Consider the following 14,860-nt stretch of genomic DNA (forward strand, 5'->3'; position numbering starts at 1 on the left):
TTATGCTCAAACGCTCACATTGATGTGAGGGTCAACGCGACCGGCTGTGAGGTGGGCCACATGCGGATCGGGGAGCTGTCCGAGCGGACCGGGGCGTCCCGGCGGCTGCTGCGCTACTACGAGGAGCAGGGGCTGATCGCGGCCGCGCGCTGTGCGAACGGCTACCGGGCGTACGAGGAGTCGACGGTGGACCGGGTGCTGCAGATCCGGGGGCTGCTCGACGCGGGGCTGCCGACCAGGATCATCAAACAGATCCTGCCCTGCCTCAGCAAGCCCCGGACGATCCACTTCGAGGACGCCACGCCGGAGATGATCGCCACTCTGGAGCAGGAGCTGGCGGGGATGAGCTCGCGGATCGCCTGCCTGACCCGCAACCGGGACGCGATCGCCGGGTACCTGGCGGCGGTGCGGGTGGGCCGCTGAGCGACGGGTTCGGGTCCCGTCGCCCAGCGGCCCGTGGGCCAGTGGCCCGTGGGTCAGTGGCCCGTGGGCCGGTCCGGCTGCCGGACCGGCCGGCGGGCCGTCAGCGGCGGAAGTAGCTGTCGAAGTTCTTCGAGAACTCCCGGCCGCCGAACTGGTCCCAGTTGATCGACCAGGTCATCAGGCCGCGCAGGCCGGGCTGGGCGCCCGCCTTCGGGACGTAGCTGCCGCAGTTGGCCAGCTTGGTGAGGCAGTCCAGGGCCTTGTTGACCTCGGCCGGGGCGACGTAGCCGTTGCCCGCGTTGGTGGTGGCCGGCATGCCGATGGCGACCTTGGACGCGGGCAGCGCCGGGAAGACGTTGTTGGCGTTGCCCGCCACCGGGAAGCCCTTGAGCAGCATGTCGGTCATCGCGACGTGGAAGTCGGCGCCGCCCATCGAGTGGTACTGGTTGTCCAGGCCCATGATGGAGCCGGAGTTGTAGTCCTGGACGTGCAGCAGGGTCAGGTCGTCGCGCAGGGCGTGGATGACCGGCAGGTAGGCGCCGGCCCGCGGGTCCTGGCCGCCCCAGGGGCCGGAGCCGTAGTACTGGTAGCCGAGCTGGACGAAGAAGGTCTCCGGCGCCATGGTCAGCACGAAGTTCGGGCCGTACTTGGCCTTGAGCGTCTTGATCGCGGAGATCAGGTTGACGATGACCGGGCTGGTCGGGTTCTTGAAGTCGGTGTCGCCGGTCTGGAGCGACAGCGAGTGGCCCTCGAAGTCGATGTCCAGGCCGTCCAGGCCCCACTTGTCGATGATCGCCGACACGGAGCTGACGAAGGCGTCCCGGGCGGCGGTGGTGGTGAGCTGGACCTGGCCGTTCTGGCCGCCGATCGAGATCAGCACCTTCTTGCCCTTGGCCCGCTTGGCGGCGATGGCGGCCTTGAAGTCGGCGTCGGACTCGACGCCCGGGCACTCGGTGACCGGGCAGCGGTTGAACCGGATGTCACCGGAGGTGACCGAGGTCGGCTCGCCGAAGGAGAGGTTGATGAAGTCCCAGGAGTCGGGGACGTCGGCCATCTTGGTGTAGCCCGCGCCGTTGGCGAAGCTGGCGTGCAGGTAGCCGACCAGGCTCTTGGAGCCGGGCGGCGGCGTGGTGGGCGTGCCGGTGGGCGTCTCGGTCGGGGTCACGGTGGGCGTCACGGTCGGGGTGACCGTGGGGGTGACCGTGGGCGTCACGGTGGGGGTGACCGTGGGGGTGGGCGTGACGGTCGGGCTGGGCGCGCCGGGACCGTCCAGCGAGACGTCGTCCGCGTAGTAGGTGCCCTGGCCGTACCAGCCGTGGGTGTAGACGGTGGCGCTGGTCTGGGTGGCGCCGGTGGTGAAGGTGGTGGTCAGCTTCTGGTAGCCGCCGCCGGTGCCGGGCGTCCAGGTCGAGGTGCCGCCGTCCACGCCGAGGTAGACGTACGAGCCCTTGAGGTAGGCGCTGAGCGTGTAGGTGGTGTTGGGCGCGACCGTGACGGTCTGCGCGCAGCGGGCGGTGTCGCCGGCCGAGGCGGCGGCGGCCAGCGCGTAGCTGCCGCCGTGGGCCTGGCCGGTGACGACGCTGCCGGTGCCGGCGGCGCAGCTCCACGGGCCGAGGGAGCCGCTCTCGAAGCCGCCGTTGACCAGGAACTCGCCGGCCGAGGCGCTGGGCGCGAGGCCCAGGGTGAGGCCGATCATGGTGGCCGCGGCGACGGCCGAGGCGGTGCCGGCGGCCAGCGCGGTGCGGGTGCGGCGGCGGGGGGCCGCGGCGGGGGTGACAGGGGTTCTGCGCATGTGGGGGACTCCTTGCGGAGGGCGCGGTCGTGGGGGGTGTCCGGGCATGCCTGGGCGCGCACCGGTGGTGGGGGAACGGCGCGGCCGGGCAGACGAGTTGGACTAGACCACTGAAGTGGATACGGCCGTACGGTGTCAATGGTCCAGACCGGTTCCGGCCCCGGTCGCAGGGACGCCGGGGCCCTTCCGGTTGCCGCGCGTGACACCCCGTCGAAGCATGGAGGGGTGACGTCGCCCGGCTACCTCCGCTACCCCCACCTGCGCGGGGGCCTGCTGGCGTTCACCGCCGAGGACGACGTCTGGATCGCCCCGCTCGACCCCGGCGCCGCCGCCACCGGCCGGGCCTGGCGGGTCAGCTGCGACCGCACCCGGGTCAGCCACCCCCGGCTGTCCCCCGACGGCCGCACCCTCGCCTGGACCGCCTGGCAGAGCCTCGCCCCCGAGATCTGGGCCGCCCCCGCCGACGGCGGCGAGGCCCTGCGGCTCAGCCACTGGGGCAGCCAGGACACCCGGCTGCGCGGCTGGCTGCCGGACGGCGAACTGCTCGCCGTCACCTCGTACCACGAGCCCTTCGGCCACTACACCTGGGCGCACGCCCTGCCCCCCGACGGCCGCCCGCCGCGCCGGATGCCCTGGGGACCGGTCGGCGACGCCCAGGTCGGCCGGGCCCACACCGTGCTGCTCACCGGCGCCGCCCCGCACGAGCCCGCCGCCTGGAAGCGCTACCGGGGCGGCGCCACCGGCCGGCTCTGGGTGGACGGCGAGCAGATCCTCCCCGACCTTCCCGGGCACCTCGCCTCCCCCATGCCGGTCACCGCCGCCGAGGGCGACCGGATCGCCTTCCTCTGCGACCACGAGGGCGTCGGCAACCTCTACTCCTGCCGCCCCGACGGCACCGACCTGCGCCGGCACACCGACCACGCCTCCTACTACGCCCGCGAGGCCGCCACCGACGGCGTGCGGATCGTCTACCAGCACGCCGGCGACCTCTGGCTGCTCGACGGCCTGGACGCGCCCGCACCGCGCCGGCTGCACGTCCCGCTCGGCGGCGCCCGGGCCGGCCGGCGCCCGTACCAGGTGAGCGCCGCCTCGCACGTCAAGGACCTCGCCTGCGACGCCACCGGGCGGGCCGGGGTGATCACGGTGCGCGGCAGCCAGTACTGGCTGACCCACCGCGACGGCCCGGCCCGGGCGCTCGCCGACACCCCCGGCGTGCGCACCCGGCTGCCGGTGGTGCTCGGCCGCACCGGCGAGGCCGCCTGGATCACCGACGCCGAGGGCGAGGACGCGATCGAGATCGTGCCGCTGCCCGGCCACGAGCACGCCCCCTCGCAGCACGGCCGCCGGGTGCTCGCCGTCGGCCGGATCGGCCGCGTCCTGGAACTCACCGCCGCCCCCGACGGCGCCCGCCTCGCGGCCACCACCTCCGACGGCCGGCTGCTGCTGGTCACCGCCGCCGACGGCGGGGTGCGCGAACTCGCCTCCTCCGGCCACGGGCCGGTCACCAGCGCCCGCTTCTCCCCCGACTCGCACTGGATCGCCTGGTCCCAGCCGGCCGCCGGCCGCTCGCTGCGCCGCATCCGGCTCACCCGCGCCGACGCCCCCGCCCCGGTCACCGACGTCACCGACGGCCGCTTCGAGGACGAGCAGCCGGTCTTCACCCGGGACGGCCGCTACCTGGTCTTCCTCTCCTGGCGCGGCTTCGACCCCGTGCACGACGTGCACACCGGCGACCTCTCCTTCCCGCTCGGCTGCCGCCCCTACCTCGTCCCGCTCACCACCGGGACGCCCTCACCGTTCGCCGCCCCCGCCGAGGACGGCGCCCCGCACGGCGACGGCGGCGGCGACGGCACCGTCGAGGTGGACGCCGAGGGCATCGGCGAGCGGCTGATCCCGTTCCCGGTGCTCGCCGGCAAGTACTCCGCCACCGACGCCGTCCGGGGCGGGCTGGTCTGGCTGCGCTGGCCGATCTCCGGCGTCCTCGGGCAGACCTTCACCAACCCCGACGACACCTCCGGCCGCCCCTCCCTGGAGTACTTCGACCTGGCCCGCGGCTCGCGCTCCACACTCGCCGACCGGCTCGACGGCTACGCGGTCTCCGGCGACGGCGGCTCGGTGGCCGTCTACGCGGCCGGCACCCTGCGGATCGTCCCGGTCGCCGCGCCGTCCGCGGGCACCACCGTCGACCTGCGGCGGATCACCCACACCGTGCACCCGGCCGCCGAGTGGCGCCAGGCCTACGCGGAGGCCGCCCGGATCGTGCGCGACCAGTTCTGGGACGCGGGCATGTGCGGGCTGGACTGGCCCGCCCTGACCGCCCAGTACGAGCCGCTGCTGGAACGGATCGCCGGCCCCGACGACTTCGCCGACCTGCTGCGCGAGCTGCTCGGCGAACTCGGCACCTCGCACGCCTACGTCACCCCGTCCCGGCGCGGCGAGGGCCCCGCGCTCGCCCAGCAGCCGCTCGGCCTGCTCGGCGCCAACGCCCACCGCTCCTCCGACGGGCGCTGGCTGGTCGACCGGATCCTGCCGGGCGAGTCCTCCGACCCGCGTGCCCGCGCCCCGCTCGCCACCCACGGCGTGCGGGCCGGCGACGAACTGCTCGCCGTCGCCGGGCGGCCCGTCGACCCGGTGCGCGGCCCGCTGCCGCTGCTCGCCGGCACCGGCGGCACCAGTGTCGAACTCACCCTGCGCCGCGGCGGACCGGACGGCGCCGTGCGCCGGATCACCGTCACCCCGCTCACCGACGAGCGGGCCATCCGCTACCAGGACTGGGTGGCCAAGCGGCGCGCCCTGGTGCGGGAGTTCAGCGACAGCCGGTGCGGCTACCTGCACATCCCGGACCTCGGCGGCTCGGGCTGGGCGCAGTTCAACCGGGACGTGCGGCGGGAGCTGGACAAACCCGCGCTGGTCCTGGACGTGCGCGGCAACGCCGGCGGCAACGTCTCCGAACTGGTCCTGGAGAAGCTCACCCGCCGGGTGCTGGCGTGGGACTTCAGCCGCGGCCGGGAACCGGTGCGCTGGCCGCGCGACGCACCGCGCGGGCCGGTGGTGGCGCTCGCCGACGAGGCCACCAGCTCCGACGGCGACGTCATCATCGCCGCCATCCGGCTGCTCGGGCTCGGCCCGGTGGTCGGCACCCGGACCTGGGGCGGGGTGGTCGGCATGACGGGGCGGCACCTGCTCGGCGACGGGACGCAGATCTCGGTGCCGAAGAACGCCTCGTGGTTCACCGGCGGGCTCGGCTGGTCGGTGGAGAACCGGGGTGTCGAGCCGGACGTGCACGTGCTCCGGGCGCCCCGGGACTGGGCCGCGGGGCGGTACCCGGAGCTGGTCACGGCGGTGCGGCTGGCCCTGGAGCTGCTGGACGACGCGCCGGCCGCCGTCCCGCCGCCGGCGGACACGCCGCGCCCCGACCTGCGGCGCCCGCCGCTGCCGCCCCGGGAACGGTGATCCCCGGGGGCGGTGCGACGGGCGGACGGTGCAGCGGGGGACGGTGAGGCGGCGGACGGTGAGGCGGGCGCAGCGGGCGGTCAGCCCCAGGGGTCGCCCTCGGCGGTCATGTCCTGGCGGGCCCGCTCCTCGGCCTCCCGCTCGTCGGCCGCGGAGGCCTCCTGCACCTCGCGGGCCTTCTCCGTCTCGGCGCTGAAGGCGTCGACGGCCTCGTCGTGGGCCAGCGCGGCGCGCTGCGCGGCGTCGGTCCTCGCGGTGGTGTCCCGCTCGGCGCCCGCCGCGAGCGAGGACCTGCTCTCCTCGGCGGTCTGCGGGGCCCTGTGGCGGAACCTGTCGAAGATTCCCATGACTCCTCCTCCGGGCGAATTCCGGACTGCCCCCACTCTCACACCGCCGGGCCCGGCGCGCACCCCCTGCCCGCACCCGCCGCCCGGAGCCGCCGGCCGGACCGGCGCCGCCGGGGCACCGTTGAGCCGTTGGTCCCTGGTCGCGGGCGCCGAAAGGCCGTAGCCGTCCCGGCGGGGCCGGAGGGAGGGTGGAGCCGTCAGCCGGTCCCGATCCCACCCCTGGAGCCCGCCGTGACCGTCGCCGCCCGCCCCCGCGTCCCCCGCCCGAGTGAGGAGCCGCACGGCGGACCGCGCCGGCTGGTCGGCTCACTGGCCGCGCTCGACGGACGGCAGGCCGGCGTCCACGACCTGCTGCTGATGCAGTGCCCCAGCTCGCTGCGGCCGCTCGGCGGCGGACCGCTGCCGGACTGGGCGCGCCAGGTGCTGCGGGCGCACCCCTGGGTGACCGTCGGGCGGGCGCCGGCCGTGGCGGGCACCGCCGCGGACACCCCGCACCCCGTGCGCTGCACCCGGGACGTCTCGGCCGCACCGGAGACCTGGCTGCCGGTGATCGTGCGCGGCCCCCTGCGCGGGCAGCGGCTGGACGCGCTGGCGCCCCGGGCCGCGGTGGCCCGCACGCTGCGCCCCGAGCAGCTGCCGGGGCGGCTCTCCCTGCTGTCGCCCGAACGGGTGGCGGCGGTCCCCGCGCTGACCGTGCTGCCGCTCGCCGGACAGCTGATCGCCGACCACCGGCTGGCCTGGGGGCCGATCGGCGCGATCGGCTACGAGCTGGCCACCGGCGAGCCGGTGGCCGGACCGCTGAGCCCGCTGCGGCTGGTGCTGCGCGCGCCGCAGCCGGTGAGCCGGCGCGACGCGCTGCAGCTGCGGCGGGCGCTCAGCCGGCTGCGGGTGCCGGTCCAGGCGGAGCTGGAGACCCGGCACGGCGCGGTGCTGCTGGCCGAGTACGCGGCCTCGCCGCTGTCCCTGACCCTGCTCACGCCCGACGGGCCCCGGGAGGTCCACGACCCGTGGTTCCCCCGGGGCCTGTGAGGCGGTGACGCGCCCGCCGGGCCTCAGCCGCTGACGCTGGCGGCGCCGGTCTCCAGGTGACCGGTGAACCGCTGCGACCAGGTGCTGTCGGCGTTCACCGTGACGGTGAAGTCGTACCAGCCGTTGGTCAGGGCGACGGCGTTGAAGAAGTCGCTCACACTGCCGCCGGCCGGCACCTGGTACGTCCAGGGGCCGTCGGTGCGGTAGTTGGTGGACGTGAGGGTGAAGGTCAGCGCGGTGGTGCCGGTGTTGGCGAGCCCGAAGTACACCGCCGGCTTGCCGCTGCCCGGTTCGACGGCGTACCAGCAGGTGACGGCCGCGTTCCGGCCGGCCTTGGTGGCGTCGCCCTTGAAGCGGCGCAGGAAGCGGTTGGGGCCGATCACGCTCAGGTCGTACTGGCCGTTGCCGTAGCCGGTGCCGCAGTTGAAGAAGTCGCTCTGGCTGCCGCCCGGGTCGACGGTGTACTGCCAGGGACCGCCGCTGCGGTAGGCGTTGGCGTACGCGGCGAAGTGGGCGGACTTCGTCGCCACCGCGCCCTGGTTGGCCATCGTCAGCCAGACCTTGATCACGCCGCCGGAGCCGAACTCCAGGTGGTCCAGGACGGCGTTCGGCTGGTGGGGCAGGGCGCGGGCCGGACGGGTCCCGATCTCCTGGGCGGGCAGCTTGTTGTCGACCGGGGCCGGGTTGGGCAGCGGCCCGCAGGTGGCCATGCCGACCACCGCGCCGGCCGTGGCGGGCAGCGTGGGCAGGCCGTACACCGGGTTGGCGAAGTCGAACAGGCCGGTGAGGTCGCCGCAGACCCGCCGGCGCCAGTCGCTGATGTTGACGCAGGCGGCGGGCTTGCCGATGGCCGCCGTCCACTTCTCCAGGAAGCGCAGCACCGAGGTGTGGTCGAAGACCTCGGAGGAGACCCAGCCGCCGCGGGTCCACGGGGAGACGGCGATCAGCGGGACGCGGAAGCCGAGGCCGATGTTGGTGCCGTTGTAGAACTCGCCCGGGGTGCCGGCCGGGGCGGCGGGCGGCGGGACGTGGTCGAAGAAGCCGTCGTTCTCGTCGTAGTTGAGGAGCAGGACGGTGGAGTTGAAGACGTCCGGGTCCGCGTTGAGCGCGTCGATCACCTGGTGGACGAAGTGCGCGCCGTCGGCCGGGGTGGCGTACGGGTGCTCGGAGACCTCCTGGTTGGGGACGATCCAGGAGACCTGCGGGAGGGTGCCGGCCAGCACGTCGGCCTTGATCGCGGCGACGATGTCGTCCGGGGTCCGGCCGGTGACCTTGGGCACGGAGCCCATGCCCTTGACGGCGAGCGGGCTGCCGGCCGGCGCGCCGGCGAACTGGCTGAAGTAGGCGAGGGCGTTGTCGCCGTAATTGTCGGCGGCGTTCTGGTAGACCTTCCAGCTGACGCCGGCGTTCTCCAGCGCCTCGGCGTAGGTCTGCCAGCGCAGGCCCTTCTCGTCGCCGCCGTCGTAGGCCGGGCCGCCCGCCGCGCCGGACGGGTCGATCTGGCCGGACCAGTGGTAGGTGCGGTTGGGGCCGGTGGCGCTCAGCACCGAGCAGAAGTAGGCGTCGGCGATGGTCCAGTTCTCGGCCAGCGCGTAGTGGAACGGGATGTCCTGGCGGGTGAGGAAGCCCAGGGTGCGGACGTTGCCCTTGGCCGCCACCCAGGAGTCCAGCTTCCCGCCGTTCCAGGCGCGGTGCTGATCGCTCCAGCCGTGGCTGAGGTCCCCGTTGCACTGGGCCAGCCGCTGCGGGTCGGCGCCGCCGGCCGGCTTGGTGAGGCTGAACTGCCACGGGTACTGGCGGGCCAGCAGGCCGTTGGGCTGGTTGAAGACGGAGTAGCCGCCGGCGATCTGGACGGCGGAGCGGTCGGCGAAGCCGCGCACGCCGCGCAGCATGCCGAAGTAGTGGTCGAAGCTGCGGTTCTCCTGCATGAGAATCACGATGTGCCGCGCGTCGGCGAGGGTGCCGGTCTGCGACAGCGCCGCCGACGGCGCGGCGGCCGGCGTGCCCGCCGGTGCGCCCGCCGGTGCGCCCTCGGCCGGGGCCGCCCCGGCGCCGGTGGTTCCGGCACCGGCCACGGCGAGACCCGCGGCGGCGGCACCGGACAGGGTCACGAACTTCCTACGGCTCAGCTCGGCCATCAGCCCAGCCCGTCCCTTCACTGGAGGTTGTGCACACAAGTCGGGGCCCACTCGACCGCGCAGCATCCTCCACCCGCCCGAACCTCCCCACCAGGGGCGGGCGGCAGGGTTGGCGCACTGTTCCCCCCGGGGTCGCCGAACGACGTGCGGCTGAACGGAGCCGGACGTTCCCCCGACCGGCGGCGGACGGCGTCGACGACCTGCGGGGGGCGCCCTCAGGCCTTCACCGTGATCCCCAGGGCCTGGGCGAACCGGGGGGCCAGTTCGAAGAGCTGGGTGGGGCTGATCAGGGCGCCGCGCAGGCCCTGGTGGCCGTCGGGGAGGCCGAGGGCGACGGCGCCGCGCAGATCCACCTTGCTCAGGACGGCACCGCGCAGCCGGACCTCCTCCAGGGTGGAGCCGGGGAAGGTGACGTCGGTGAGCTTCGCGTCGCCGAAGTCGACGTCGCGCAGCAGGCAGTCCTCGAAGACCACGTCGCGCAGCACGGCCGCGCGCAGGTTGACCGCCTCCAGCTTGCAGCCGCGGAACACCACCCGGCGCAGCGCCGAGCCGTGGGCGGCGATGCCGGCCAGCACGCCTCCGGTGACGGCGCTGTCCTGCCACTCGCTGTCGGCGAGGTCGCAGGCCACCCAGCGGCCGGCCTGCACCCAGACCTCGTTGAACCGGGCCTGGCGGAGCTTGACGCCGCTCAGCGCGACGCCGGTGAGGGCGCACTCCAGGAAGGTGGCGCCGCCCGCCGCCTGGTCGGTGTACTCGCCGCCGTCGAAGTGGACGGTGTCGTAGCGCCCGTCGCTGCGCAGCGGGCCGGTGTGCGAGGTCAGGTGGCCGGCGTGGGGCAGGTCTTCCAGGCGGTCGGGAACGTGCTGGGGCATGGCGGAGGCACCTCGCGGTCGGCGGCGGACGGGTCGTGGTCCTGGTCCGCATGCTCGCACGGGGTACCGACAGTCCGGAGCCGGCGGGCGCGGCGGCCCTCCGGCGCGAGCGGGCGCGGCGGTGACACGGTGGGGCGCGCACCGCCGGCCCTGCTCGGGTACGCCACGGGGGCGGGAACGCACGCGGGGCGGCCCGGTCGCCGGGGTTGCGGCGACCGGGCCGTCACTGCGGTGCGCGGGCGAGGCCCTGGCGGTTACCGCCAGAGGGAGTTCACCCGGGAGCGCTCGGTGGTGTTCGGGTACGGGTTGGTGCAGGAGGTGCCGGGGCCGCCGCCGGACATCAGCTCGCTGCACGGGCCCGAGTAGTGGTCCGGCAGGCCGAGCACGTGGCCGGTCTCGTGGGCGGTGACGCGCACCGAGTTGTACTGCCGGTTCTGCGCGTAGTCGAGGAAGATGTAGCCGCGGCCGTGGCCGTCGGTGCTGGCGTAGGAGCCGCGCGAGTCGTTGCCCTCGTAGTAGCGGAAGTCGGCCGCCGTGCCGGAGCGGAGCTGCACGTTGGTGACCGAGCTGTTCCAGATCTGCGCGCTCTGGGCGATCTGGTTGCGGAAGGTGGGCGCGCTGCTGGCGTCGTAGGTGACGGTGACGGCCAGCAGGAACGGGTTGGCGGCCTGCTTGGCCCGCGCGGACTTCATCACGGCCTCGAAGAACGCCTGGTTGTCGGCATTCTCGGCGGCCGAACCGGCGTAGGCGGTGCCGGACGCCGTGTAGCCCTGGGCCGGCGCGGCGACGGCGCCGGTCGGCAGGGCGGCCAGGCCGGCGGCGAGCGCCAGGCCGAGGGCGGCGGAGAACGTGCGCGAGACACGGTTCATGTGGGGGCTCCCGTTCACGGGTCGAGGGGTGGGGGTGAAGGTGGTGCGGTGGGGCGGACGGGCACGCTCCCGACCGGCCGGAGGGGGTCGTCCGGTCGGCGCACGCCGGGGGGCCGCCGGGGAGGCGGCCGTCGAAGGGGCCGGGTCAGCCGGCCAGGCCGTACCGCCACAGGGAGTTGACGCGACTGCGCTCCGCGCTGTTGGGGTACGGGTTGGTGCACGACGGACCGGGGCCGCCGCCCGACATCAGCTCGCTGCACGGACCGGAGTAGTGGTCCGGCAGCCCCAGCACGTGCCCGGTCTCGTGCGCGGTGACGCGCAGCGAGGAGTACTGCTGGTTCTGGGTGTAGTCGAGGAAGATGTAGCCGTTGCCGTGGCCGTCGGTGCTGGCGTAGGAACCGTTGTCCGGGTCGTCGCCCTCGTAGTAGGCGAAGTCGGCGTTGCCGCCCTCCTGGAGCCGGACGTTGCCCACCGAGCCGTTCCAGATCTGCGCGCTCTGGGCGATCTGCGCGGCGAAGGAGGGGGCGTTGCTCGCGTCGTAGGTGACGGTGACGGCCAGCAGGAACGGGTTGGCGGCCTGCTTGGCCCGCGCGGACTTCATCACGGCCTCGAAGAACGCCCGGTCGTCCGCCTTGCCCGCGCCCTCGGCGGCCGCGCCCGGGGTGTAGTGCCGGACGGCTCCGGGGGCGGCCGCCGGCGCGGCGGTGGCGGCGGTCGGCAGGACGGCCGCCGTTCCCGCGGCCAGGACGAGTCCGAGTGCGACGGAGAGCGTGCGCGGCACACGGTTCATGTGGGGGCTCCGCTTCGCGAGTGCGCCGCGGGCGGTGGGGGCCGGGCCGCGGGCAACGGATGAATGCTTGCTGCCCCCAGAGCTTCGGCCAGGCCGGCGGCCCGGCGGATGATGTCAACCGGCGATAGCCCGGACCAATCACCGCACCGTCCGGCGATCCGTCCGGCGATCCGTCCGGCGCTCCGTCCGGTGCTCCGTCCGGGGATCGATCCGGGGACCGCCGCGGCGGGGCCGCCGTCGCGCGCCACTCGACCGGACAGCCTGTCATGTCCCTGGCGCAAGACCGTTTCGACCGTTACGCTCCCCGGTGTGGAGCTCGACGTGAGACACCTGCGGGTGCTGTGCGCGATCGCCGACACCGGAAGCCTCCGCAAGGCCGCGCTGCAGCTCGGCATGACCCAGCCGTCGCTCACCACCCAGCTGCACCGCATCGAACGGGCCGTCGGCGGCACGCTGTTCACCCGGGAGCAGACCGGCAGCCGGCCCACCGCGCTCGGCCACTCCGTGCTGTCCCGGGCCAGGCCGGTGATCGCCGAGATGGCGGCGCTGGTGGCCGCCGCCCGCCAGGAGGCCCGGGAGGCGGCCGGGGGCGAGCGCGCCCGGCGGCTGCGGATCGGCAGCGTCGGCAGCCGGGCGGTGGCCGCCTGGCTGCGCCGGCTGCACGAGCGGCTGCCGGAGACCGACACCACCATCCAGATCGACATCTCGGCCAACGCCCTGCTCCGGATGATCGCCGCCGACCAGCTGGACGTCGCCTTCGTGCACGAGAGCGAGGGCTTCCCGCTGCGGCTGCCCCCGGACGCCGAGCACCGGGTGCTGCTCGCCCGCGAGCCGCAGTTCGTCGCGCTCGCGGCCGGCCACCCGGCGGCCGCCCGGCCGGTGGTGCGGCTGGCCGAACTCGCCGAGGACACCTGGATGGTGGACCCCACGGCCGACCACGAGTACGCCGCGATGCGCCGGGTGTTCCGCGCCGCCGGGCTCAACCCCCGGGTGGTCCAGGTGCGGGACAACGCCACCGCCGCCGAACTGGTCGCCTCCGGGGAGGCGGTCCGCCCCTGCCAGCCGACCTCCCTGCCCGGGCCGGGCAGCGTCGTGCGCCGGCTGCACGGCGACCCGCTGGCCGTGCGGCTGCTGCTGGTCTGGCGGCCGCGCGCGCTCGGTCCGCCCGCCCGCGACGCGCTGTACGAGGAGCTGCGGGCGGCCTACTCCGACCTCGCCCAGGCCAGCCCGGCGTACCGGGCCTGGCTCTCCGCGCACGACGAGGTGCTGCGCGCCCTGCCGGGGCCGCCGCCGGACCCGCTCCGCGCGAACGGGCCCGCGGTGCTGAACGGCGCGGGCCCACCGGACGGGACGGCCGGCCGGGCCGGGGAGCACCCCCGCGACGGGCAGCCGCGGGAGGGCTCACCGCGGCGCCGCGGCCCGGTCCTCGTTCAGCGCTCCCTCGCCTGCAGCGCCACCCCGGCCGCGACCGTGACCGCCGTCACCAGGCCCGCCGCGAGGACGCCGGAACCGCCCGCCGCCGTGCAGGCGAGCACCGCCACCGACGCCACCGGGAGCAGCGCCAGCTGAACCGCGCCGGTCTTGGCGTGCCGGGCGTGCAGCGCCCAGACGGTGAACAGGTAGAGCGCGGTCGGCACGGTCACCGTCGCGGTGGCGGCCGTCTCGGAGATGTGCGCCTTGTGCACGGCCGATTCGACCGCCACCTCCAGACCGGCGCCGATCGCCGCCGCCGCGCCGAACACCAGGTAGTGGCCGTACCCCCAGAGGAACGCCTGGCGGCTGGACCGCAGGTGCTCGTGGACCGGCCGGGCGAAGTAGATCCACCAGGCCGAGAAGCAGATCAGCAGACCGCCGGCCGCGACCGGCAGCAGCCGGCCCAGCCCCTCGTGCTCGTCCACCGCGGACTGCACCGCCACGGTCGCCGCCGCCACCGTCTCGCCGAGCACGATCAGCGTGAACAGGCCGTACCGCTCGGCGATGTGGTGCGGGTGCCAGGGCGTCTGCAGCCGCAGTTCGGCGATCGCCGGCACCGCCAGCTCGGCCAGGATCCCGACCGGGATCACCACCGTCCGCACGTCGTGCGGCAGCAGCATCACCACGCCCCAGCCGATCTGGCAGAGCGTGATCCCGGCGGCGTAGCGCAGCGCCACCGCACGGGCCGGCCCCTCCTCGGCGGCCGCCGCGCGCAGCCACTGGGTGACCATGGCCAGCCGCATCACCACGTACCCGAGCACCACCAGCACGATGTCCTGGTCGGCGAAGAGCCGCGGCACGCCGGCCGCGAGGACCAGTACGCCGGCGATCTGGACCAGGGTGGTGATCCGGTAGGGCACGTCGTCGCAGTCGTAGGCGGAGGCGAACCAGGTGAAGTTCATCCACGCCCACCAGATGGCGAAGAAGGCGAAGAGGTAGCCGGTCAGGCCGTCGCCCCAGTGACCGCCCGCGAGGTCGTGGGCGAGCTCCCGGCCGGCCTGGCCGACCGCGACCACGAAGCAGAGGTCGAAGAAGAGCTCCAGCGGGGTGGCGACCCGGTGCGGCTCGTTCCGGCTGCGCGGGACCATCCGGCGCACCGGGCGCGGATCGGCGGGGTGCGGACCGACGGGGTGCGGACGGGGGGAGGCGGGGGAATCACTGCTCATGGACGGGGCTCCGGACTCCGGGCGGGCGGACGGTACCCGCCGCATCCTGGCAGCGCGCCGGACCCGGTGCACGCACCCGAGGGCGCCGGAGAGCACCGGTTGTTGACCAGGAGTGCACAAGGGGCCGGCGAGTCCCACGGCTGACCGGTTATGTCCCGATATGTCCTGTCGTCAGCGAGAGTTGACGCCCCGGTGCGCGAACCGGGTGACAGCACGGCGGGTTTCCGGACGCGCCCGCGCGGTACGGCGTGACGGTCCGGACCGCCCGCTAGATTCGTCCCCGGTTCGAAGCGCGGCCCGGGGACGACCCCGCGGCACGGGCGGCCTGCGGGCATCGCGGAAGGTCAAGGCGGGTGGCAGGAGAGCGGGGGCGGCGACGCCGGTCCCCGTGTGTCCGCACCACCGGCCTCGTGATCACCGCGCTGCTCGCCAGTGCCCGTCGTACGCCCGTCCGGCCGCCGGGCGCCGTCCGAGCGGTCCCGGCCGCGGCACCGGTTCCGGCCCCGGC

General features: G+C 75.0%; 10 protein-coding genes and 1 pseudogene. 4 read left to right on the forward strand and 7 right to left on the reverse strand.

Annotated elements, in window-relative coordinates; all coding sequences use genetic code 11:
* Positions 1-60 precede the first annotated feature (60 nt).
* Complete coding sequence (locus ACF1AK_RS24675) at positions 61-423, forward strand: MerR family transcriptional regulator (protein WP_391501003.1); 363 nt, start codon at positions 61-63, stop codon at positions 421-423.
* 100 nt (positions 424-523) lie between these two features.
* Here ACF1AK_RS24675 and ACF1AK_RS24680 read toward each other — a convergent pair whose 3' ends face one another.
* Entirely contained in the window at positions 524-2,215 is a 1,692-nt protein-coding gene (locus ACF1AK_RS24680; protein WP_391501004.1) for a chitinase, read from the reverse strand.
* A 138-nt stretch (positions 2,216-2,353) separates the two neighbouring features.
* Between ACF1AK_RS24680 and ACF1AK_RS24685 the strand changes: the two genes are divergently transcribed.
* The gene (locus ACF1AK_RS24685; RefSeq protein ID WP_391501148.1) at positions 2,354-5,668 is read left to right on the forward strand and encodes a S41 family peptidase; all 3,315 of its coding nucleotides are present in this window, start codon (positions 2,354-2,356) and stop codon (positions 5,666-5,668) included.
* Between the two features lie 80 nt (positions 5,669-5,748).
* Here the strand turns inward: ACF1AK_RS24685 and ACF1AK_RS24690 are convergent, their stop codons facing one another.
* Complete coding sequence (locus tag ACF1AK_RS24690; protein ID WP_391501005.1) at positions 5,749-6,015, reverse strand: hypothetical protein; 267 nt, start codon at positions 6,013-6,015, stop codon at positions 5,749-5,751.
* A 231-nt stretch (positions 6,016-6,246) separates the two neighbouring features.
* On the opposite strand from ACF1AK_RS24690, the gene ACF1AK_RS24695 reads away from it, so the two are divergent.
* Positions 6,247-7,044 (forward strand): phosphoribosyl-dephospho-CoA transferase MdcG domain-containing protein, encoded by a 798-nt coding sequence (locus ACF1AK_RS24695; protein ID WP_391501006.1) that lies wholly within the window; start codon positions 6,247-6,249, stop codon positions 7,042-7,044.
* A 23-nt stretch (positions 7,045-7,067) separates the two neighbouring features.
* Here the strand turns inward: ACF1AK_RS24695 and ACF1AK_RS24700 are convergent, their stop codons facing one another.
* The 4 genes from ACF1AK_RS24700 to snpA (ACF1AK_RS24715) all read right to left on the reverse strand — a co-directional run bounded on the left by ACF1AK_RS24700 (position 7,068) and on the right by snpA (ACF1AK_RS24715) (position 11,713).
* Positions 7,068-9,182: a phosphocholine-specific phospholipase C gene (locus tag ACF1AK_RS24700; protein WP_391501007.1), complete on the reverse strand. Its 2,115-nt coding sequence runs from the start codon at positions 9,180-9,182 to the stop codon at positions 7,068-7,070.
* A gap of 215 nt (positions 9,183-9,397) precedes the next feature.
* Entirely contained in the window at positions 9,398-10,054 is a 657-nt protein-coding gene (locus ACF1AK_RS24705) for a pentapeptide repeat-containing protein (RefSeq protein WP_391501008.1), read from the reverse strand.
* Positions 10,055-10,308: 254 nt separating this feature from the next.
* Complete coding sequence (snpA, locus tag ACF1AK_RS24710; RefSeq protein WP_391501009.1) at positions 10,309-10,923, reverse strand: snapalysin; 615 nt, start codon at positions 10,921-10,923, stop codon at positions 10,309-10,311.
* 145 nt (positions 10,924-11,068) lie between these two features.
* Positions 11,069-11,713, reverse strand: coding sequence for a snapalysin (gene snpA / locus ACF1AK_RS24715; RefSeq protein ID WP_391501010.1), 645 nt, complete (start codon positions 11,711-11,713; stop codon positions 11,069-11,071).
* 321 nt (positions 11,714-12,034) lie between these two features.
* Here snpA (ACF1AK_RS24715) and ACF1AK_RS24720 point away from each other — a divergent pair.
* Positions 12,035-12,973: pseudogene (locus tag ACF1AK_RS24720) on the forward strand (LysR family transcriptional regulator); the annotation flags it as partial.
* 170 nt (positions 12,974-13,143) lie between these two features.
* On the opposite strand, the gene ACF1AK_RS24725 reads toward ACF1AK_RS24720, so the two are convergent.
* On the reverse strand, positions 13,144-14,352 hold the full coding sequence (locus ACF1AK_RS24725; RefSeq protein ID WP_391501011.1) for a low temperature requirement protein A: 1,209 nt from the start codon (positions 14,350-14,352) through the stop codon (positions 13,144-13,146).
* Positions 14,353-14,860: the final 508 nt, after the last annotated feature.

Source organism: Kitasatospora sp. NPDC015120 (assembly GCF_043080305.1).
GTDB lineage: Bacteria > Actinomycetota > Actinomycetes > Streptomycetales > Streptomycetaceae > Kitasatospora.